Raw genomic sequence first — 19,734 nt, forward strand, 5'->3', positions numbered from 1 at the left:
CCCGTGGTATCGCATCGTGATGGAGCCCGCCCGGCCCTCTCGCCGCACGCCCGGCTGTCTGTCGGGTCGGCGGCGTAGCGTATGGAGCATGCGTTTCTCCGGTGCTGAGCCCACGGTCGACCTGACGTACTCCGACGTCTTCCTCGTGCCCCGCCGATCGGCGATCACGAGTCGGCTCGATGTCGACCTCGCCCCCGGCGACGGCACGGCGGCCACGCTGCCGATCGTCTCGGCGAACATGAACTCCGTCACCGGCCCGCGTCTGGCCGCCACGCTCGCCCGCCGCGGCGGACTCGGCGTGCTGCCGCAGGACATGCCGCTGCAGGACCTCGACGCCGCCATCCGGTGGGTCAAGGCTCAGCCGGTCGCATGGGACACCCCCATCGTGCTCTCACCGGATGCCACGGTCGCCGAGGCATCCCGCATCCTTCCCGCGCTGGATGGGCACGGCATCGTGGTCGCGGACCCGTCGGCGCCGACGCTGCGTATCGACGACATCACCGGGATCGTTCCCGCGGCCCGCCTGGCCACCGCACTGCCGGACGCCCGCCTGGGCGACCTGGTACGCGACCGTGCGACCGCGATCGACGCCGATGACGTCTCCGGTCCTCGCGCCGCCTTCGACCTCATCGACGCGGCCGATGTACCGGTCGTCGCAATGCTCCATCAGGGTGCGCTCGTCGGCACGCTGTCGCGTCGCAGTGCGCTGCGCACCGCGATCTACCGCCCCGCCGTCGACGGCGACGGGCGTCTCATCGTCGCGGCAGCGATCGGGATCAACGGCGACGCGGCAGCCAAGGCGCGGGCGCTCGCCGCCGCGGGCGTCGATGTGCTCGTCGTCGACACCGCCCACGGGCACCAGGAGGGGATGCTGCGCGCACTGCGCGAGGTCGCGGCGCTCGACCTCGGTCTGCCGATCGTCGCGGGGAACATCGTCACGGCCGACGGCGTCGCAGACCTCGTCGAGGCGGGTGCCACGATCCTCAAGGTCGGCGTCGGCCCCGGGGCGATGTGCACGACCCGCATGATGACGGCCGTCGGACGGCCGCAGTTCTCCGCCGTGCTCGAGACCGCGCAGGCGGCGGCGGAGCGCGGGGCGCACGTCTGGGCCGATGGGGGAGTCCGCTATCCCCGGGATGTGGCGCTGGCGCTCGCCGCGGGCGCGGCATCCGTCATGATCGGCTCCTGGTTCGCCGGCACGATCGAGTCGCCCGGCGAGGTCCAGCTCGACGACGAGGGGCGTGCGTTCAAGGAGTCGTGGGGCATGGCTTCGACGAAGGCCGTCGTCGGCCGGTTCGGGCGCCTCGACGCCTACGAGCGAGCCCGCAAGGAGCTGTTCGCCGAGGGCATCTCGTCGTCGCGGATCTACCTCGACCCGCTGCGCCCGGGCGTCGAGGATCTGCTCGACATGATCACCTCGGGTGTGCGCTCGTCCTTCACCTACGCAGGAGCCGCGACGGTGGCAGAGTTCCACGAGCGCGCGACGGTCGGTCTCCAGTCGGCCGCCGGCTACGAAGAGGGCAAGGCGCTTCCCGTCAGCTGGTAGAGCTCGCCGCCTGCGCCGGCCTCTGGCCAGACGACTCCCATTCGTCGCGCAGTACACCCATGACGACCGAGTCGTACCGTCGGCCGCGCACCTCGCGCGCATCGCGGAAGCGCGCCTCCTCGACGAAACCGAGACGGTGGCCGACAGCGAGCATCCGCTCGTTCCCCGACCAGGTCGCGAAGTCGAGCCGGACGACGGAGGTCGTGCGGAAGAGGTACTCGGTCCAGAGGCGCAGGGCCTCGGTGCCGACCCCGCGGCCGCGCTGGGTCGGGTCGTAGACCGTCAGGCCCATCCGCCGCCAGTCCGAGACCTCCGACTCCCAGTGCCACGAGACCGTGCCGAGCATCGTCGCCGGATCGTCCGCCGTGACGATGACCGCCCGCGTCAGCGGGGCGTGTGCGCCGTACGAGCCGTCGGCGATGCTGGATGCGAGTCGTGCGCACGCGGCATCCACCCCCGCGACGTCGAGCTTCGGGAAGTAGGGGCCGTCCCAGCGATGCCAGTCCTGATGGGGCTGGAGCCACCTCCGGTAGGGCTCTACATCGGCCGGCACGAACGGACGAACCCGGATGCCACGGCTCTCGCCGATGCCCGTGGTGCGGTCTTCCGTTCTCCCCGGCGCGCTCGTCGAATCTGTCATGAGTCGATTGTCGCGGCTGCGCCCGGCGCGCGCCTCGGACAGGCGTAAGATCAGGCGCACGATGGACGACCCTCCTAGTTGCCGACCCTCGCCCCGCCGACCCCGACCGATCGGGGGTGACGCCTGATGGATTTCATCATGCTGGGCGTGGGGCTCCTGCTGACCGTCGGCACCGGTCTGTTCGTCGCGAGTGAGTTCGCGCTCGTCAACCTCGATCGCGCGGACCTCGAGGCCCGCCAGGCGGCGGGCGAATCGCGCCTCTCGATGACGATCGCGGCGCTGCGGATCACCTCGACGCATCTGTCGAGCGCGCAGCTCGGCATCACGCTGACGACGCTGCTCACCGGTTACACGATGGAGCCGGCGATCTCGAACCTGCTGTCGCCGGTCTTCGAGGCGTGGGGCTGGGCCGAGACCGTGTCGCGGCCCGTCGCCGCCGTCGTGGGCGTGTCGATCGCGACGATCTTCTCGATGATCCTCGGCGAGCTCGTCCCGAAGAACTTCGCTCTGGCGATCCCTCGTCAGACGGCAAAGCTCGTCATCCCGTTCCAGACCCTCTTCACGACCGTGTTCCGGCCGGCCGTCACGGTGCTCAACGGCAGCGCGAACGGAGTGCTCCGCTCGATGGGCGTCGAGCCCAAGGAGGAGCTGTCGGGGGCCCGTTCGGCGGAGGAGCTGTCGAGCCTCGTGCGCCGGTCCGCGAGCGCGGGCGTGCTCGAGAAGGACACCGCATCGCTGCTGGACCGTTCGCTCACCTTCGCTCGGCTGACCACGGCCGACGTCATGACGCCGCGCCCGAGCCTGCACGCGGTCGCTGCGGGCGACAGCGTCGAGGACGTCATCCAGCTCGCGCGGCGCACGGGCCACAGCCGGTTCCCGGTCTTCGGTGACTCGATGGACGACATCACCGGAATCGTCCACGTCAAGCAGGCGGTGAGCGTCCCGCGCGAGCGCCGCGCAGACGTTCCCGCCGCCGCCATCGCGGAGGATCCGCTGCGGGTGCCCGAGGCCGTGCATCTCGACGCCGTGCTCAGCGAACTGCGCGCCCGGGGGTATCAGATGGCCATCGTCGTGGACGAGTACGGCGGCACGGCCGGTGTCGTGACGCTCGAGGATCTCGTGGAGGAGATCGTCGGCGAGGTGCTCGACGAGCACGATCGCAACCGCGCCGGGGTGCTGAGGGTCGCCGGCGGCATCGTCTTCCCCGCGGAGCTGCGTCCCGACGAGGTGCTCGACCGCACCGGCATCCGGGTTCCCGAGGGCGACGTCTACGACACCGTCGGAGGGTTCGTGATGAGTGTGCTGGAGCGCATCCCGGTCGTCGGCGACACCGTCGAGATCGAGGACGGCACGCTCACCGTGCAACGGATGGACGGCAGGCGGGTCGACCGCGTGCGTTTCGAGCCCACCCCGGTGCCCGAGGAGGCACCGACCGCGTCCCCGGTCGAGCCGATGCGACCGGCGCCGCGCCGCGAGGACGGTGATCGTCGATGAACGACTGGGCGGGACTGGCCTGGCTCGTCGTGCTGCTGGCCTTCAACGCGTTCTTCGTCGCGAGCGAGTTCGCCGTCATCTCCGCGCGCCGATCGCAGATCGAGCCCCTCGCCGACAAGGGGTCGCGCTCGGCGAAGACCGCGCTGTGGGCGATGGAGCACGCAACCCTCATGCTCGCGACGTGCCAGCTGGGCATCACGATCTGCTCGCTGGTGATCCTGAACGTCTCCGAGCCGGCGATCCACCACCTGCTGGCCGTGCCGCTCGGGCTCACCGGGTGGGGCGAGGCGGTGGTCGATGTCGTCGCCTTCGCCGTGGCGCTCATCGTCGTGTCGTACCTGCACGTCGTGTTCGGCGAGATGGTTCCGAAGAACCTGGCCTTCTCGCTGCCCGACCGCGCCGTGCTGCTGCTGGCGACGCCGCTGCGGTGGGTCTCGCGGCTCTTCTACCCGATCATCGTGGCCCTGAACTGGATCGCCAACCACGCGGTGCGTCTGTTCCGGGTCGAACCGAAGGACGAGGCGACCTCGACCTACACGCTCGACGAGGTCGCGACCATCGTTGCGACATCCCGTATCGAGGGCGTGCTCGACGATGCGTCCGGAACGGTCGCGGCCGTCGTGGAGTTCACCGACAAGAAGGCGGCGGATGTCGCCGTGCCGTTCGGCGAACTGGTCACGCTGCCCGAGACGGCGACCCCCGAGGACGTCGAGCGCGCCGTCGCGCGGCACGGCTTCTCGCGCTACGTCATCGTCGATGACACCGACCAGCCGGTCGGCTATGTGCACCTGAAGGACGTGCTGCGGGAGGCGGAGGATGCCGACGGCGCGGCATCGCGTCCGATCAAGTCCAAGCGCATCCATCTGATGGTGCCGGTCGCCGAGACGACCGATCTCGAGGACGCGCTCGCCCTGATGCGCCGATCGAGCCGTCACCTCGCCCAGGTTCGGGATGCCGAGGGTCGGACGACCGCGGTGCTCTTCCTCGAGGACATCATCGAGGAGCTCATCGGCGAGGTGCACGACGCCACGCGCCGCGCACCTCGCTGGGCCTGAGCCTGGCCGGGTGACGGCGCTCGCTCAGCGGCGCCGCGCGCGAACGTACTGCGGCGGCCAGACCGAGGCGTCCTCGCCCAGCTCGTCGGCCGCGCGGAGCCCGAAGTGGGGGTCGCGCAGCCACTCGCGTCCGGCCATGATCGCGTCGGCGTCTCCGGCGGCGAGGATCTCCTCGGCCTGCGCGCCGGTCGTGATCTCGCCGACCGCGCTGACGGGCAGCCCGGTGGTCGCGCGGATCTGGCTCGCGAAGGGCACCTGGTAACCCGGTCCCGTGGTGATTCGCTGGTGTGCGACGAGGCCGCCGCTCGAGACGTCGATGAGGTCGGCGCCGCGCTCGTGCGCCCAGGCCGAGACCGTCGCCGTCTCGGCGACATCCCAGCCGCCCTCGGCCCAGTCGGTCGCCGAGAAGCGCACGAACAGCGGGGCGTCGGGAGCGGCGGCGCGAACCGCCTCGACGATGAGCAGCAGGAGCCGGGCGCGGTTCTCGAGCGACCCGCCGTACTCATCGGTGCGCTGGTTCGACAACGGCGACAGGAACTCGTGCAGCAGATAGCCGTGGGCCGCGTGGATCTCGAGCACGTCGAAGCCGGCTTCGCGTGAACGGCGTGCCCCATCGGCGAACGCGGTCACGAGGGCGTCGATCTCAGCGCGCTCGAGCTCGTCGGGCCGGGCGTAGCCGTCGAAGGCGACGGCCGAGGGGGCGAGTGCCTGCCAGCCGCCCTCCGCCTCCGGCACGGTCCCGCGCTCGGCGGCGAACGGCGAATACGTCGACGCCTTGCGGCCCGCGTGCGCGAGCTGGATCGCGGCCACGGCGCCGCGGTCGTGGATCGCCGTCACGATCGGGCGCCAGGCGTCGCGCTGCTCGTCGTTCCAGATGCCGGTGTCTTCGGGGGTGATGCGACCCTCGGGCACGACCGCGGTCGCCTCGGCCATGACGAGTCCGGCGCCGCCCGAGGCGAACTGCGCGAGGTGGACGTGATGCCAGTCGTTCGGCATGCCGTCCTGCGCCGAGTACTGGCACATGGGGGCGACCCAGAGGCGGTTGCGCACCTCGACGGTTCGGATGGTCAGGGGGCTGAACAACTGGCTCACGCCGGGCTCCTTCGGGGCGCCGATAGGGTGGCGCCATGGTCGAGATCCACGAATGGGATGCGCGCGACACGGTCGCGCTCCTGCGCAAGCCAACTGCCGACGACCACAAGTATTCCCGCGGGGTGCTCGGTGTGCGAACCGGATCGCAGGAGTATCCCGGTGCCGCCGTGCTCGGTGTCGAGGCCGCCTGGCGGACGGGCATCGGGATGGTCCGCTACCTCGGCCCCGAGCGTCCCGCCGACCTCGTGCTCCAGCGCCGGCCCGAGACGGTCACGGCGCCCGGCCGCGTGCAGGCGTGGCTGATCGGATCGGGGACGGATGCCGCGACCCGGCCCGCCGCCGAGACCGCACGGCTGGGAGAGTTGCTGCAGGGCGACCTCCCCGTCGTCGTCGACGCCGGGGCCCTCGACCTGGTCCCCGGCGCGACCGCCCCGCTCGTCGTCACGCCGCACCAGAGCGAGCACGCGCGCCTGCGCGGGCTGCTCGGCCTCGACGACGTGACACCGACGTCACTGACCGACCGCATCGAGGCCGCCCGCGAGACCGCGGCCGCGGCCGGGATCACCGTGCTGCTCAAGGGCGCCGAGACCGTCGTCGCGGCCCCCGACGGATGGACCGCCGTCGTCCGGGCCGGCACCGGGTGGCTCGCCACCGCGGGCACCGGTGACGTGCTCGGCGGCATCCTGGGTGCTGTCGTGGCGGCCCGGGGCGCGCAGCACGATCTGGATGCCGCGGCCCTGGCACCGCTGGCCGCCGCGGCGGCGTACATCCACGGACATGCCGGTCGCGGTGCCGGTCCCGGCCCGATCACGGCGCTGGACGTCGCCGAGGCCGTACCCGCCGTGATCCACGTGCTGCTCTCCGGCGGCGACCCGGCCGCCCGCTGACACCACCGGTGGGCCCCAATGGCCTCACCGTAGGATGTGACGGTGTCGAGACGGGGAACGCTGTGGGTCGCGTTCGCGCTCGTCCACGTCGTGGTCTCGGTGCTCGGATTCGTGCTCCCGAATCAGCCGATGGGGGATGTCTACCTCGTCTACGAACCCTGGTCGCAGCGAGCGCTCGCCGGTGAGGGCATCGTGGGGATCGACGAGGACTGGGTGTACCCCCAGCTCGCCCTCGTCCCGCTTGTGCTCGCCCACGGGTTCGCGTGGATCGCCGGCTACACGGTGGGCTGGGCCATCTTCGTCACGGCTCTGGACGCCGTCGCCTTCGCGGTCCTCGTGGGCCGCGCGCGATCGCGCGGACGCGTGACGGCGGCGTGGTTCTGGCTCGCGGCGATTCTGCTCCTCGGCCCGGTCGGCCTCTACCGGCTCGACGCCGTCACCGTCGCGCTCGCCGTGATGGGTGGCCTGTGGCTTCGCGGACGGCCCTGGCTGGCCGGCATCCTGCTCGCCGTGGCGACATGGATCAAGGTCTGGCCCGCGGCGATCATCGCCGCCGCGGTCATCGCGCTCCGGCGGCGGTGGGCGCTCGTCGGTGCCGGGCTCGTCGTCTCGGTCGCGACGCTCGCGGCCGTCGTCGCCGCCGGTGGCCTCGACCATGCGCTCGGGTTCATCGGAGATCAGACGGGGCGCGGTCTTCAGGTCGAGGCGCCCGTGAGCATGTTCTACCTGTGGGGGCAGATGCTCGGCATCCCGGGGTTCTTCGTCTACTACTCGACCGAGATCCTGACGTTCCAGGTAACCGGCACCGAGATCGATCCGGTCATCGCGTCGATGACTCCGATCCTCATGATCGGGGTGGGGGCCGTGGCGGTCGTCGCCGCCCTCAAGGTGCGCCGTGGCGCTGCGGTGCGCGACCTTCTGCCCGTCGCGGCGCTCGCGATCGTCACCGTCTTCATCGTGCTCAACAAGGTCGGTTCGCCGCAGTACCTGTGCTGGCTCGTCCCGCCCGTCGTGCTCGGACTGGTCGTCGCGCGCCGCGCCTGGGTGCGACCGGCGATCCTCGTCCTCGTGCTCAGCGCGCTCACCCAGCTCGTGTACCCGGTGTTCTACGGCGAGGTCCTCGCGGCGCATCCCCTCGGCGTCGGCATCCTCACCGTGCGCAACGCCCTGCTCATCGTCCTCGGTGTCTGGATGGTGGTGCGCCTCGTCCGGGTGCCGGTCCGGACGCCGTCATCCATCCCCGCCTGATCCGGAGGTCCATCATGCTCATCGCCTTCTCCGTCGCTCCCAGCGGCACCGGCAGCAATCCCGACGGCTCGGTGCACGATGCCGTCGCCGCAGCCGTGGCCGTCGTGCGGGCATCCGGCCTGCCGCACCGCACCACTTCGATGTTCACCGAGGTCGAGGGGGAGTGGGACGAGGTGATGGCCGTCGTCAAGCACGCGACCGAGGCGGTCATGCCGTTCGGGTCACGCGTATCGCTCGTGCTCAAGGCCGACATCCGGCCGGGCTACAGCGGCGAGCTCGACGGCAAGATCGAGCGCCTCGAGGGCGCGCTCGAATCGATTCGACATGAGGGGGAGCGCGGCGCTACGCTCCCGGAGTGACGACGCCCGCCATCTCCCGCCCGACCGCCCGCCGGGCCCTGCTCTCGCTCGCGATCGGCAGCTTCGGCATCGGGATGACGGAGTTCGTCGTCATGGGCCTTCTGCCGGAGATCGCCGGCGAGCTGCTGCCCTCCGTCTACGCGAGCGATCCGGAAGCCGCGATCGCCCAGGCGGGGTGGCTCATCACGCTCTACGCCGCCGGCGTCGTCGTGGGGGCGCCGACCATCGCAGGAGTCGTGGCGAAGTACCCGCGGCACCGGGTCATGGTCTTCCTCGCGCTCGCCCTCACCCTCGGCAACGCGCTGACGCTCGTGCTGCCGACGTTCGAGCTCGTCGCGGCATCCCGGTTCCTCGCGGCCCTGCCACACGGTGCCTACTTCGGCATCGGTGCTCTCGTCGCCGCCGACGTCCTGGGTCCGGGCAAGCGTGCGCAGGGCGTCGCGTTCGTGCTGACGGGCCTCACGATCGCCAACGTCGTGGGTGTTCCGCTCGGCACCTTCCTCGGCCAGCAGTTCGGTTGGCGGGCCGCGTTCCTCGTCGTCGCGGCGATCTTCGCGCTGGCCACCGTGGCGATCGCACTGACCGTCCCGCATCACGCAGGGGAGCCGTCGCGCACCCTGCGCGCCGAACTGCGGGTCTTCGGCATCGGCCAGGTGTGGTTCGCGCTCGGCATCGGGGCGATCGGCTTCGGCGGCTTCTTCGCGGTCTACAGCTACGTCGCGACCCTCGTCACCGAGGCGGCCGGCTCGCCGCAGTGGGCGGTGCCGATCGTGCTCGTCGTCGCGGGTCTCGGCATGACCGTCGGGAACCTCGTCGGAGGCAGGCTCGCCGACAACGATCTGCGGCGCAGCCTTCTGGGCGGCCTGCTCGCTCTTGCGGCGGTTCAAGCGCTGCTCGCACTGACGGCCGGCTGGATCGTGGCGGTCGGCCTGTTCGTCTTCCTGGTCGGGTTCTTCTCGTCGGCGTTGAGCCCGACCATCCAGACGAGGCTGATGGATGTCGCGGGCGACAACCAGTCGATCGCGGCGGCGCTGAACCACTCGGCGCTCAACATGGGCAACGCGTTGGGTGCGGCACTGGGCGGAGTCGTCATCGCCGCCGGGCTCGGGTTCGTCGCGCCGGTCTGGGTGGGGGTCGTCCTCGCCCTCGCCGGGTTCGGGGTCGCGTGCGCGAGCCTCGCCGTCGAGGCTCGTGCGCGGCGGCGCTCGCCTTCGCTGATCGACCGATCCGACGCGCCTGCGCCGACACGCTGAGACGTCAGCTTTCGAGCAGCCGTCGCAGGTGAGCGCCGACGATCGGCGTCTCGATCAGGAAGGCGTCGTGCCCGAAATCGCTCGAGATCACCACCGCCGCCTCGTCGATCGTCGATCGGATGCCGCGGGCGATGCGGTGCTGGCCCTCGACGGGGAACAGCCGGTCGGAGTCGATGCCCAGCACGAGGGTGCGCGCGGTGACGCGTGCCAGGGCGTCGTCGATCCCGCCGCGGTCACGGCCGACGTCGTGCGAGTTCATCGCCTCGACGAGCGTGATGTAGCTGTTCGCGTCGAAGCGTCGCGTGAACTTGTTGCCGTGGAAGTCGAGGTAGCTCTCCACCGCGAAGCGTCCGCCGAGACCGAGCGGGCTCTTGCCTGACTGCCACGTGCGCTGGAAGCGCAGGTTCAGCTCGGTCGGGCTGCGGTAGTTCAGCAGAGCCATGCGGCGCGCGAGCGCGAGACCGCGGTGCGGGCCGTCGCCGTCTGCCGCGTCGTAGTACTCGCCGTCCTGGAACCTGGGGTCGATGCGGATGGCTTCGAGCTGGACCGAGTTCAGCGCGATCTGGTCGGCGGTGTTCACGGGCGGGGCGGCGAGGATCGCGAGCCGCTCCAGGCGGTCGGGGTGCCCGATACCCCACTCGAGCGCGTGCATGCCGCCCATCGATCCGCCCACGACCGCGGCCCACACCTCGATCCCGAGGGCGTCGGCCAGCCGGACCTGCGCGGCGACCTGATCGCGGATCGTGAGGTACGGGAACCGAGCCGCCCATTCGTAGCCGTCGGACGAGATCGACGAGGGGCCCGTCGACCCCTGGCAGCCGCCCAGCATGTTCGGGGCGACCACGAACCAGCGGTCGGTGTCGATCGCCAGACCGGGACCGACGATGTCCTCCCACCAGCCTGCCGTCGGGTGCCCCGGGCCTGCCTCGCCGCGCAGGTGGCTGTCGCCGGTGAGGGCGTGGAGCACGAGCACGGCGTTGTCGCGTTCGGGTGAGAGCTCGCCCCACGTCTCGTAGGCGAGGCGGAAGCTCGGCAGCTGCTCGCCGCTCTCGGTGATGAGCGGACCGAACGCACCGAAGCTCCGATGGCCGACAGGGTCGCCGTCGCGCCAGGCGCCCGTGGCGGGCGGGCGTCCGCGCAGCAGGCGCGCATCGGCCTCCGTGATCGGCGCGCTCGGCACCGTGTCCTCGGAGGTCTGCCAGTCCATGTCGCCATTCTCCCGGGTGCGGGCGCACGCTGCTCGCGTGTTACGTCACGACCGGAACGGAGACACCTCGTAGGCCGCGCCGTGCTGGCCCGCGAGTGCGACGGGCATCCCGTCGATCGTCTGGACGAAGCTGCCGGTGGGGTCGACGCCGTGCGGCATCCGTCCGTCGATCTCCGGCAGGGTGCCCACCGTCTCGTTCGAGATCCAGACGACGTGACGGTTCACCCGTTCGCCGAGAGCGCTCACGAGGTCGGCGAAGCGGCGACGTTCGTCGGCACCGAGGTAGAGGAGCACCGCGCTGTGGAAGACCACGAGCGTCGCCTCGGGCGGGCTCTCGGCTGCGACCTCGGGAAGGAGTTCGAGGATGTCGCCGGCGACGATGCGCGGTGGGTCGGCCCGCGCCACCTCGACGGCAGCGCGGAGTCGCCCGATGCGCTCGTCGTGGACGGGGCCCGGCCAGATGAGCGTCTCGAGCCAGGCGATCGCATCGGCGTCGCGCACGTCGATCGGGGCGAGGTCGATGCCGGCGCGCCAGACGATGTCGGGAAGGGACTCGGGCACGGCGCCGGGGTCGTCGATGCGGCAGCGCAATAGCGGGCGCGGAGCGGCATCGGGTCCCGCGGGCACGATGGTCCGGGGGTGCTCGCAGCCGGGAGACGAGTACTCGTACGCGTACCGATCGGGATAGAGGCAGAGGCCGGCGGCGGTGCCGGTCTCGAGCAGGGCGATCGGGCCGTCGATGCGCGAAAGGGGAGGTAGGAGGGTGGCGCAGCGTCCGACCTCGTTGGTCTGCGTGCGGCGCTCCGCGGTGATGGCGGCGACCCGGTCCCACTCCGAGATCAGCCGCTCGCGCCAAGCGGCGAACGGCCCGAGTCCGCAGCCGGCCCATCGCGCCGCGGCGAAGACGAGATTCGGCTGGCCGCGCCGCTCGCCCAGGAGCGCGATCCGCTCGGTGAGATCGTCGTCGCCGGCGATGCCCTCGGCCCATTCGGCGTAGAGCGGCGAGCTGCCCCGGGCCCAGTCGGCGAACGCATGGTAGCGGCGGGAGGTGTCGGCGTCCATCGCTTCAGGGTAGATGCGCTGAGCGTCACGATCGTCGCGTAAGATACCGCGAAGCAAGGGGAGTACTTCCGCCTGCGGCGCTCTCGTCATTACGGATCCGACGTCGGATTCCGGGACGCCGGTCCCTCCGGGGATGAAGGAGACCTGGCCGTTCGCTACTGTCGACCCCTTGGAGCCTTCGTGGACATCACTCCGCTCGTGTGGATCATCACCATCGCGGTGACCATCGCCTTCTTCGTGTACGAGTTCTTCGCGCACGTGCGCACTCCGCACGAGCCGACGATCGCCGAATCGGCGCGCTGGTCGGCGTTCTACATCGGCCTCGCGCTCATCTTCGGCGTGGTCATCGGCTTCGTGCCGGGCTGGGGCTGGGTGTTCGCGGGCGAGTACTTCGCCGGTTACTTGACCGAGAAGGCCCTGTCGATCGACAACCTCTTCGTCTTCCTGATCATCATGACCGGCTTCGCGGTGCCGAAGAAGTACCAGCAGAAGGTGCTGATGATCGGCATCGTGATCGCGCTCATCATGCGCGGCGCGTTCATCGCCATCGGCGCGGCGCTCATCGACAACTTCTCATGGATTTTCTACATCTTCGGTGCGCTGCTGCTCTTCCTCGCCTACCGTCAGGCCTTCTCGCACGGTGACTCCGACCCGGCCAACGGCAAGTTCATGACGTTCGTCCGCCGCCACCTTCCCGTGACCGACGAGTACAACAGCGACAAGCTGACGGTGCAGAAGGACGGCAAGCGCTTCGTCACGCCGATGCTCCTCGTCATCATCGCGATCGGCTTCATCGACCTCGTCTTCGCGGTCGACTCGATCCCGGCGATCTACGGTCTGACCAACGAGGCCTACATCGTCTTCACGGCGAACGCCTTCGCCCTGATGGGCCTGCGGCAGCTGTTCTTCCTCATCGGCGGTCTGCTGGAGCGTCTGGTCTACCTCGCGCAGGGCCTGGCGGTCATCCTCGCCTTCATCGGCGTGAAGCTCGTGTTCCACGCGCTCCACGTCAACGAGCTGCCCTTCATCAACGGCGGCGAGCCGCTGTTGTGGGTTCCCGAGATCCCGATCTGGTTCTCGCTGCTGTTCATCGCCGCTACCGTCGCGGTCGCCACCGTCGCGAGCCTCGCCAAGACGCGCGGGGACAAGGCGAAGAACGATCGCGAGCAGGTTCAGGGCGAGCAGATCACGACGGCCACCGACGCCGACTGACGGCGCCGCGAACGACGGATGCCCCGGCCCCACCGCTCACGGTGGTCCGGGGCATCCGGTCGTTCTGAGGAGGAACGATCAGGCGCGCGCCGCCTCGGCGACGTTGCGCGCGGCCGCGAGGGCCTGCTCGAGGTCGGCCTTGAGGTCGTCGATGTTCTCCAGCCCCACCGACAGGCGGACGAGGCCGGGGGTGACGCCCGTCGTGAGCTGCTGCTCCGGGGTCAGCTGCGAGTGCGTCGTCGACGCGGGGTGGATGACGAGCGACCGCACGTCACCGATGTTCGCGAGGTGGCTGAACAGCTGCAGCGAGTCCACGAACGCGCGGCCGGCGGCGACGCCGCCCTTCAGCTCGAACGACAGCACCGCCCCGACGCCCTTCGGCGCGTAGCGGTTGGCCGCGGCGTACCAGGGCGAGGTCGGCAGGCCCGAGTAGTTGACCGAGGCGATGTCCTCATGGTTCTCGAGCCACTCGGCGATCTCCTGTGCGTTCTGCACGTGGCGCTCGATGCGCAGGGAGAGCGTCTCGATGCCCTGGATGAGCAGCCACGCGCTCTGGGGTGAGATCGCCGCGCCGAGGTCGCGCAGCAGCTGGACGCGGGCCTTGATGACGTAGGCGAGGCCGTCGCCGACAGCCTGCGTGTAGACGGCGCCGTGGTACGAGGGGTCGGGCGTCGTGAGCCCCGGGAAGCGCTCGGAGTGCTCCGTCCAGGGGAAGCTGCCGCCGTCGACGATGACGCCGCCGATGACCGTGCCGTGGCCGCCGAGGAACTTCGTGGCGGAGTGCACGACGATGTCGGCGCCGTGCTCGAAGGGACGGATGAGGTAGGGCGTGGCGATCGTGTTGTCGACGATGAGCGGCACGCCGGCCTCGTGGGCGACGTCGGAGACACCGCGGATGTCGAGGACGTTGATCTGCGGGTTGCCGATCGTCTCGGCGAAGAAGAGCTTGGTGTTGGGCCGCACTGCGCGGCGCCACTCCCCGAGATCGTCCTGGTTCTCGACGAACGTGACCTCGATGCCGAGCTTGGCGAGCGTGTACTTGAACAGGTTGTAGGTGCCGCCGTAGATCGAGCTCGAGGCGACGAAGTGGTCTCCGGCTTCGGCGATGTTGAGGATCGCGAACGTCTCGGCGGCCTGACCCGACGCGACGAGGAGGGCCCCGGTGCCACCCTCGAGTGCGGCGAGGCGCTGCTCGACGACATCCTGCGTGGGGTTCTGGATGCGCGTGTAGATGTTGCCGAACTCCGCGAGCGAGAACAGGTTCGCGGCGTGGTCGGAGTTGTCGAACACGTACGAGGTCGTCTGGTAGATCGGCGTCGCCCGTGCCTTGGTGACCGGGTCCGGTGCGGCTCCGGTGTGGATCTGCTTCGTCTCGAAGCGCCAGTTCTCGGATGCGGACATGCGTGGCTCCATCGGGTCGGGAAGCGGCGACGGTCGCCGGCCTGGGTCGAGCGTACGGAAACCGGGTGTGCCCGACAATGCGCGGGACACGCTGCGTAACCTGACGGCTACGGTGGGAGCATGACGCGACGTGCAGTGGTCACCGGTGCGAGTTCGGGAATCGGCGAGGCGGTCGTCCGCGCGCTGCGGGCGTCGGGGTGGGAGGTCGTCGGCGTCGCCCGGCGGGCGGAGCGCCTCGAGGCGCTCGACGCCGAGGTCGGCTCCGCCTCATTCGCCGCGGATCTGACCCGCGAGGGGGATGTCGCCGCCCTCACCGAGCACCTCGCCGCCTCCGGCGATGTCCACGCCCTCGTCCACGTCGCCGGCGGTGCCCGCGGCACCGACCGCGTCGAAGACGGCGCGGCCGAGGACTGGCAGTGGATGTTCGAGGCGAACGTCCTGTCGGCGCAGCGGCTGACCGCGGCTCTCCTCCCGCTGCTGCGACGCGCCGTCGCGGCGGGCTCCGGCCATGCCGACACCGTCTACGTCACCTCGACCGCCGCTCAGACGGCCTACCCGGGAGGCGCCGGCTACAACGCGGCGAAGGCGGGGGAGTCGATGCTCGTCCACGCGCTGCGGCTGGAGCTGAACGGCGAGCCGATCCGTGTGGTCGAGATCGCGCCCGGCATGGTGCGCACCGAGGAGTTCACGCTGAACCGTCTCGGCGGCGACCAGGAAGCGGCGGACCGCCTGTACGAGGGCGTCGAGCAGCCTCTCGTCGCCGAAGACGTGGCGGATGTCGTCGCGTACGCCCTGAACGCGCCGGGGCACGTCAACCTCGACCTCGTGACGATGCGTCCCGTCGCGCAGTCCGCGCAGCACCTGCTGGCGCGCGGTCCGCTGCGTCCGCGGTCGACCGGAGCCTGACCGCCGGGCGATCAGCCTCCTCAGCCGCGGGGCTGGGCGATGGTCCCGTCCGTGCCGCCCGCGGGCTGCGGAGCGGCATCCTCAGCGTCGGCGAACGCCACGCGCGGCACGACGAACAGCAGGACCGCTGCGACGAAGCCGCCGGCGGCGCAGATGGCCCACACCGTGAGGTAACCGCCGAGGGAGGCGGCGGTCTCGCTCGCGACGACACCCGCGCCGGCAGCCAGCACCACACCGAAGATCGCCGACGAGAACGTTCCGCCGACGGTCTTGGTCGTGTTGGTCATGGCCGACGCCACACCGGTCTGCCCGCGCGGGGCGGCCGCTGCCGCCGCAGCCGGCATCGCGCCGACGAGCGCGCCACAGCCCAGGCCCGCGATGCAGAGGTTGAGCAGAACCTGCCAGAGCTCCCGGTGGAACGGCAGGAAGAGCGCGTACCCGATGCCGACGAGCAGCGCTGCGCCGATGAGGACGACCCGGGGACTCGCTCGGCGAGACGTGACCGCGAACAGTACGGCGCCCACGATGAGCGACACGAGGTAGACCCCGATGATGTTCGACCGGTCGGTGGCGTCGAGCCCGAGACCGTAACCGAGCGCAGGGTCCGTGCCCGCATAGGTCGACAACGGGCCCTGGGCTCCGAGCAGACTGATGCCGACGAGGAACGCGGTGGCCTGCACCGGCCACATCTCCGGGCGGGCGAGCATCCGAATATCGACCGCGGGGTCGGGCTGGCGCAGTTCGAACCGTCCGAAGACGACGAAACCTACGATTCCCGCGAGGAGCAGCGCCCACACCCAGAAGGCCGCGGGGCCGTTCAAGCGGAGGAACGTTAGGGCGCTGGTGACGAACAGCAACGAGACCGCGAGGAGCACGAAGCCACGTGAGTCCAGCTGCCGCCGGCCCGGCTCCGGCTTCGACTCGGGCACCCAGAGCCAGATGACGATCGCGACGAGGGTCACCGCCACCGCCGGCACGATCAGCGTCAACGTCATGTCGCCGGCTGTGGCGGCGTAGATCCGGCCCGCGGCCAATGCGCCCATGATCGCGCCGGCCTGAAGCCCGACGACCAGGAGCCCCGCCGCGCGCCGGGTGAGCGAGACGCCCCGGCTCTGCCGCCTGCCCCGTTCGAAGATGAGCGCGATCTCGAGGGGGAGCCAGACGACGTAGAAGCCCTGCAGCGCCCAGGCGATGAGGAAGGTCCAGAAGGATGCCGCAAACGCGAGCCACCAGGTCGCCGCGGCGGTCAGGACAGCTGCGACCAGCAGGATCCGCTTGTGCCCGTACATGTCGCCGAGCTTGGCCAGCACCGGTACGACGAGCGCCGACAGCAGCAGTTGCGCGGCCTCGAACCAGTTCACGTCCGAGTCGTGGATCCCGAGCTCGGCGACGATGTCACTGAAGAGCGGAACGTAATAGCCCTGCAGGATGCCGCTGACGATCTCGACCAGGATGAACCACCCGATCAGACCCGCGGTGACGCCCAGAGCGGAGGTGCGCAGCGTCGTCGACACGGGGCGAGCATACCGGCACGACCGGCCTACCCTGAGAGGGTGACGCCCCATTCCCTGCCCGAGCTCGCCGCCGCCGGTCTGATGGCCCCCGAGTGGGCCGAGGCGCTGCAACCCGTCGCCGGTGACATCGCGTCGCTGGGTGACCGGCTGCGCGCCGAGACCGCCGCCGGTCGCGGGTACCTGCCGGCGGGCGACCGCGTGCTGCGCGCCTTCCAACGGCCGATGGCCGACGTCCGCGTCCTGATCGTCGGTCAGGATCCCTACCCGACCCCGGGGCATCCGATCGGACTCTCCTTCGCGGTCGACGCCCACGTGCGGCCATTGCCCCGGAGCCTCGGGAACATCTATCGGGAGCTCGAATCGGACCTCGGCATCGCCCCCGCGCCGCACGGCGACCTCTCCGCCTGGAGTGATCAGGGCGTGCTGCTGCTGAACCGAGTGCTGACGGTCGCCCCCGGGGCACCGGCATCCCACCGGGGGTGGGGCTGGGAACGCGTGACGGAGCACGCCATCCGCGCGCTGGTAGCGCGGGAGCGCCCCCTCGTGGCGGTTCTCTGGGGGAAGGATGCCGCGACCCTGCGGCCGCTGCTCGGCGACGCGGCGATCGTGGCGTCGCCGCATCCCTCACCGCTCTCGGCGAACCGTGGCTTCTTCGGGTCGCGCCCCTTCTCGCGCGTGAACGAACTGCTCGTCGCGCGGGGTGGCGAGCCTATCGACTGGCGCATTCCGGAGGCCTGAACCGCCGTCGTCATCGGCGCGAAACGTCTGCGCCGTAGAGTTGCTGCATGCTCGAGGAGGACTCCAACCGCGACCGCCGACGCCTGCCGCGGCACCTGCGCCGTCCGGCCGAAGCCGAACGGCCCTTCTCGTACGAGATCCGGCCGGCGCGCCCGGATGACCTCCCCGACATCCGCGAGATCTACAACTACTACGTGACCAACTCCGTCGTGACCTTCGACGAGAAGAAGTGGTCGCTCGCGCAGTGGCGCGAGAAGTACGACTATCTGACGAAGCTCAAGCTGCCGTTCCTCGTCGCGGTGTCGCCGACGGGGCAGATCCTGGGATACGCACTCGCGTCGCCGTGGAACGGCAAGACCGGATTCCGCTACACCGCCGAAACGTCCATCTACCTCGGTCAGGCGGCCACCGGGAAGGGCCTCGGGCGTGCGCTGCTCGAGGCACTCATCGACGCATGCCAGCAGCTGGGACTGCGCGAGATCGTCGCGGTCGTGAGCGACAAGGGCGCCGAGGCGTCGATCGCCCTGCACGAGCGTTTCGGGTTCGTCGAGGTCGGCCGGATGGGGCGCGTGGGCCACAAGTTCGGCCGGTGGCTGGGCACGATCTACCTGCAGAAGTCGCTGGAGCAGCCGAAGAAGGGGCTGCGCGGGCTTTTCACTCAGAAGTCCGGCTGAGGCCTCACCCCGCGTCGTCGGCATTCGGGTCGGGTTCGGCCGGGTGACCGGTTCGCACCGCCTCGACGAGCGATCGCCACGGTTCGTCGAGGTCGTCGTTCAACTCGGCCTGACGCGTCGTCTCGCTGTCGGTGACGGCGATCCGCCAAAGGAAGCGGTCGGCCCCGCCCGATCCGGTCTTGCCTGCCGGTGCCGACGCGTCGATCTCCTGCCAGGGGCACCGCCCTATCAGCTCGCGCCACCCGTCGCGGTCAGCCGGCGTCGGCTCGACGCGCCACGTCCGGGTCAGGCCGGCGAAACCGCCGGTGCGCTCCACGACGATCCGCAGCTGCGCCGCGGAACCGTCGTCACGGGTGTCAGGCATCCTCCAGCACGCCGACGCCCTGCCATCCGGCACGCACGGCGGCGACCTCCTCCGTCTCCTCACCGTACTCGTCGACGGCCTGGGCGATGGTGGCGGCGGCGAAGGCAGCGAAGTCGGAATCGGGGGAGAGCGCTCCCGAGGCGAGTGTGCGATACCAGATGAGTCCCGCGCGTTCCCAGGCGTAGCCGCCCAGCCGCGCTGCGACGAGGTGGAACGCTCTGTTGGGAATGCCCGAGTTGATGTGAACCCCGCCGTTGTCGCTGGTCGTCACGACGTAGTCGCGCATGTGCCCGGGCTGCGGGTCGCGTCCGAGAACATCGTCGTCGTAGGCCGACCCGGGTTCGGCCAGCGACCGGAGGGCGCGCCCCTGGACGGCATCCGTGAATATGCCCGCGCCGATGAGCCACGACGCCTGCTCGGCGCTCTGGCCGAGTCGGTGCTGCTCGGTGAGCGCGCCGAACACATCGGACAGCGACTCGTTGAGAGCGCCGGACTGACCCGCGTACGTCAGGCCTCCCGAGGACTCGGTGATGCCGTGGGCCAGCTCGTGGGCGATGACGGTCAGCGACCCGGTGAACCCGGTGAACACCTCGCCGTCGCCGTCGCCGAAGACCATGCGCTCGCCGTTCCAGAACGCGTTGTCGTACGCCTCGCCGTAGTGGACGGTGGCCGCGAGCACACCGCCTCGCCCGTCGAGCGAATCGCGGCCGTAGGCGTCGCGGAAGAACGAGAACGTCGCGCCGAGCCCGTCGAAGGCCTCGTCGACCGCGCGATCGCCGGTGGGCGGGTCGTCTTCGCGGCGGACGAGGACGCCCGGAAGCTCTTCGCGGCCCTGCGCGTCGGATACGGCCCGGTCGGCTGCGGCGATGCGCTCGGCGACGAGAGTGCCGCCCGGCTCGACGGAGAGACGCAGCTGCGAACGTCCGGCCAGATCGGACGGACGCGCGGCGAGGGTGGTCCGCGCGGCGACCGCGGCCCGCGCGAGGTGGGGCTCGCGAGCGGAGGCGACGCGGGCGAGGAGGTACGGGGGGATGATCGCGCGCATGGCCTTACGGTAGCGGCGGTCACCGACATCGAGTGCG

At 70.6% G+C, this 19,734-nt stretch carries 19 protein-coding genes; 11 read left to right on the top strand and 8 right to left on the bottom strand.

Translation table 11 applies throughout. From position 1 onward, the window contains the following. The first annotated feature begins 88 nt into the window (after positions 1-88). Positions 89-1,546, top strand: coding sequence for a GMP reductase (guaB1, locus tag ABIC53_RS01515; protein WP_269267798.1), 1,458 nt, complete (start codon positions 89-91; stop codon positions 1,544-1,546). Here guaB1 and ABIC53_RS01520 read toward each other — a convergent pair. Beyond that, positions 1,536-2,186, bottom strand: a complete 651-nt coding sequence (locus ABIC53_RS01520) for a GNAT family N-acetyltransferase (RefSeq protein ID WP_354450078.1) — start codon at positions 2,184-2,186, stop codon at positions 1,536-1,538. The genes guaB1 and ABIC53_RS01520 overlap by 11 nt on opposite strands. A 126-nt stretch (positions 2,187-2,312) precedes the next feature. Here ABIC53_RS01520 and ABIC53_RS01525 point away from each other — a divergent pair, with 126 nt between their 5' ends. Then, positions 2,313-3,680, top strand: coding sequence for a hemolysin family protein (locus ABIC53_RS01525; protein ID WP_354450080.1), 1,368 nt, complete (start codon positions 2,313-2,315; stop codon positions 3,678-3,680). Further along, positions 3,677-4,735 carry a hemolysin family protein gene (locus ABIC53_RS01530; RefSeq protein ID WP_112617324.1) on the top strand — a complete coding sequence of 353 codons (1,059 nt, stop codon included), beginning with the start codon at positions 3,677-3,679 and terminating at the stop codon, positions 4,733-4,735. Before ABIC53_RS01525 ends, ABIC53_RS01530 begins: the two co-directional genes overlap by 4 nt. A gap of 24 nt (positions 4,736-4,759) precedes the next feature. On the opposite strand, the gene ABIC53_RS01535 is transcribed toward ABIC53_RS01530, so the two are convergent. Next, complete coding sequence (locus tag ABIC53_RS01535; protein ID WP_354450082.1) at positions 4,760-5,827, bottom strand: NADH:flavin oxidoreductase/NADH oxidase; 1,068 nt, start codon at positions 5,825-5,827, stop codon at positions 4,760-4,762. A 35-nt stretch (positions 5,828-5,862) separates the two neighbouring features. Here ABIC53_RS01535 and ABIC53_RS01540 point away from each other — a divergent pair, with 35 nt between their 5' ends. From ABIC53_RS01540 to ABIC53_RS01555, 4 genes are read left to right on the top strand one after another with little or no spacing between them, the layout of a single operon-like run. Then, entirely contained in the window at positions 5,863-6,714 is an 852-nt protein-coding gene (locus tag ABIC53_RS01540) for an ADP-dependent NAD(P)H-hydrate dehydratase (protein WP_274178844.1), read from the top strand. 42 nt (positions 6,715-6,756) lie between these two features. After that, positions 6,757-7,962 carry a glycosyltransferase 87 family protein gene (locus ABIC53_RS01545; protein WP_274178843.1) on the top strand — a complete coding sequence of 402 codons (1,206 nt, stop codon included), beginning with the start codon at positions 6,757-6,759 and terminating at the stop codon, positions 7,960-7,962. A 14-nt stretch (positions 7,963-7,976) separates the two neighbouring features. Continuing rightward, positions 7,977-8,321, top strand: coding sequence for a thiamine-binding protein (locus ABIC53_RS01550; protein WP_112617321.1), 345 nt, complete (start codon positions 7,977-7,979; stop codon positions 8,319-8,321). Beyond that, positions 8,318-9,574 carry an MFS transporter gene (locus ABIC53_RS01555; protein WP_274178842.1) on the top strand — a complete coding sequence of 419 codons (1,257 nt, stop codon included), beginning with the start codon at positions 8,318-8,320 and terminating at the stop codon, positions 9,572-9,574. The genes ABIC53_RS01550 and ABIC53_RS01555 overlap by 4 nt, the downstream gene beginning before the upstream one ends. A 4-nt stretch (positions 9,575-9,578) precedes the next feature. On the opposite strand, the gene metX is transcribed toward ABIC53_RS01555, so the two are convergent. Both metX and ABIC53_RS01565 read right to left on the bottom strand, forming a co-directional pair. Next, positions 9,579-10,781, bottom strand: a complete 1,203-nt coding sequence (gene metX, locus ABIC53_RS01560) for a homoserine O-acetyltransferase MetX (RefSeq protein WP_269267789.1) — start codon at positions 10,779-10,781, stop codon at positions 9,579-9,581. A 45-nt stretch (positions 10,782-10,826) separates the two neighbouring features. After that, positions 10,827-11,843 (bottom strand): DUF2332 domain-containing protein, encoded by a 1,017-nt coding sequence (locus ABIC53_RS01565; RefSeq protein ID WP_274178841.1) that lies wholly within the window; start codon positions 11,841-11,843, stop codon positions 10,827-10,829. Between the two features lie 180 nt (positions 11,844-12,023). Here ABIC53_RS01565 and ABIC53_RS01570 point away from each other — a divergent pair, with 180 nt between their 5' ends. Beyond that, positions 12,024-13,055: a TerC family protein gene (locus ABIC53_RS01570; protein WP_112617318.1), complete on the top strand. Its 1,032-nt coding sequence runs from the start codon at positions 12,024-12,026 to the stop codon at positions 13,053-13,055. A gap of 78 nt (positions 13,056-13,133) precedes the next feature. On the opposite strand, the gene ABIC53_RS01575 is transcribed toward ABIC53_RS01570, so the two are convergent. Further along, on the bottom strand, positions 13,134-14,456 hold the full coding sequence (locus ABIC53_RS01575; protein WP_274178840.1) for a bifunctional o-acetylhomoserine/o-acetylserine sulfhydrylase: 1,323 nt from the start codon (positions 14,454-14,456) through the stop codon (positions 13,134-13,136). A 120-nt stretch (positions 14,457-14,576) separates the two neighbouring features. Between ABIC53_RS01575 and ABIC53_RS01580 the strand changes: the two genes are divergently transcribed. Next, complete coding sequence (locus ABIC53_RS01580; RefSeq protein ID WP_274178839.1) at positions 14,577-15,362, top strand: SDR family oxidoreductase; 786 nt, start codon at positions 14,577-14,579, stop codon at positions 15,360-15,362. A 20-nt stretch (positions 15,363-15,382) separates the two neighbouring features. Here the strand turns inward: ABIC53_RS01580 and ABIC53_RS01585 are convergent, their stop codons facing one another. After that, positions 15,383-16,876, bottom strand: coding sequence for an MFS transporter (locus tag ABIC53_RS01585; protein ID WP_274178838.1), 1,494 nt, complete (start codon positions 16,874-16,876; stop codon positions 15,383-15,385). 81 nt (positions 16,877-16,957) lie between these two features. Between ABIC53_RS01585 and ABIC53_RS01590 the strand changes: the two genes are divergently transcribed. Together ABIC53_RS01590 and ABIC53_RS01595 are read left to right on the top strand one after the other, a co-directional pair. Then, entirely contained in the window at positions 16,958-17,614 is a 657-nt protein-coding gene (locus ABIC53_RS01590; RefSeq protein WP_274179035.1) for a uracil-DNA glycosylase, read from the top strand. A 47-nt stretch (positions 17,615-17,661) separates the two neighbouring features. Next, positions 17,662-18,288, top strand: a complete 627-nt coding sequence (locus tag ABIC53_RS01595; protein WP_274178837.1) for a GNAT family N-acetyltransferase — start codon at positions 17,662-17,664, stop codon at positions 18,286-18,288. A 4-nt stretch (positions 18,289-18,292) separates the two neighbouring features. Here the strand turns inward: ABIC53_RS01595 and ABIC53_RS01600 are convergent, their stop codons facing one another. Both ABIC53_RS01600 and ABIC53_RS01605 read right to left on the bottom strand, forming a co-directional pair. Further along, complete coding sequence (locus ABIC53_RS01600; protein ID WP_354450087.1) at positions 18,293-18,652, bottom strand: protealysin inhibitor emfourin; 360 nt, start codon at positions 18,650-18,652, stop codon at positions 18,293-18,295. Further along, positions 18,645-19,697: a M4 family metallopeptidase gene (locus tag ABIC53_RS01605; protein WP_354450089.1), complete on the bottom strand. Its 1,053-nt coding sequence runs from the start codon at positions 19,695-19,697 to the stop codon at positions 18,645-18,647. Before ABIC53_RS01605 ends, ABIC53_RS01600 begins: the two co-directional genes overlap by 8 nt. Positions 19,698-19,734 lie beyond the last annotated feature (37 nt).

The organism is Microbacterium sp. 1262, assembly GCF_040544895.1.
Classification (GTDB): Bacteria; Actinomycetota; Actinomycetes; order Actinomycetales; family Microbacteriaceae; genus Microbacterium; species Microbacterium plantarum.

What these genes read in the sequence shown, in the direction of transcription:
- ABIC53_RS01550 (WP_112617321.1), top strand. Translation starts at nt 7,977, where the DNA reads ATGCTCATCGCCTTCTCCGTCGCTCCCAGCGGCACCGGCAGCAATCCC.
- ABIC53_RS01605 (WP_354450089.1), bottom strand. Translation starts at nt 19,697, where the DNA reads ATGCGCGCGATCATCCCCCCGTACCTCCTCGCCCGCGTCGCCTCCGCT.
- ABIC53_RS01590 (WP_274179035.1), top strand. Translation starts at nt 16,958, where the DNA reads ATGGCCCCCGAGTGGGCCGAGGCGCTGCAACCCGTCGCCGGTGACATC.
- ABIC53_RS01540 (WP_274178844.1), top strand. Translation starts at nt 5,863, where the DNA reads ATGGTCGAGATCCACGAATGGGATGCGCGCGACACGGTCGCGCTCCTG.
- guaB1 (WP_269267798.1), top strand. Translation starts at nt 89, where the DNA reads ATGCGTTTCTCCGGTGCTGAGCCCACGGTCGACCTGACGTACTCCGAC.
- ABIC53_RS01575 (WP_274178840.1), bottom strand. Translation starts at nt 14,456, where the DNA reads ATGTCCGCATCCGAGAACTGGCGCTTCGAGACGAAGCAGATCCACACC.
- ABIC53_RS01525 (WP_354450080.1), top strand. Translation starts at nt 2,313, where the DNA reads ATGGATTTCATCATGCTGGGCGTGGGGCTCCTGCTGACCGTCGGCACC.
- ABIC53_RS01595 (WP_274178837.1), top strand. Translation starts at nt 17,662, where the DNA reads ATGCTCGAGGAGGACTCCAACCGCGACCGCCGACGCCTGCCGCGGCAC.
- ABIC53_RS01580 (WP_274178839.1), top strand. Translation starts at nt 14,577, where the DNA reads ATGACGCGACGTGCAGTGGTCACCGGTGCGAGTTCGGGAATCGGCGAG.
- ABIC53_RS01565 (WP_274178841.1), bottom strand. Translation starts at nt 11,843, where the DNA reads ATGGACGCCGACACCTCCCGCCGCTACCATGCGTTCGCCGACTGGGCC.
- metX (WP_269267789.1), bottom strand. Translation starts at nt 10,781, where the DNA reads ATGGACTGGCAGACCTCCGAGGACACGGTGCCGAGCGCGCCGATCACG.
- ABIC53_RS01600 (WP_354450087.1), bottom strand. Translation starts at nt 18,652, where the DNA reads ATGCCTGACACCCGTGACGACGGTTCCGCGGCGCAGCTGCGGATCGTC.
- ABIC53_RS01520 (WP_354450078.1), bottom strand. Translation starts at nt 2,186, where the DNA reads ATGACAGATTCGACGAGCGCGCCGGGGAGAACGGAAGACCGCACCACG.
- ABIC53_RS01530 (WP_112617324.1), top strand. Translation starts at nt 3,677, where the DNA reads ATGAACGACTGGGCGGGACTGGCCTGGCTCGTCGTGCTGCTGGCCTTC.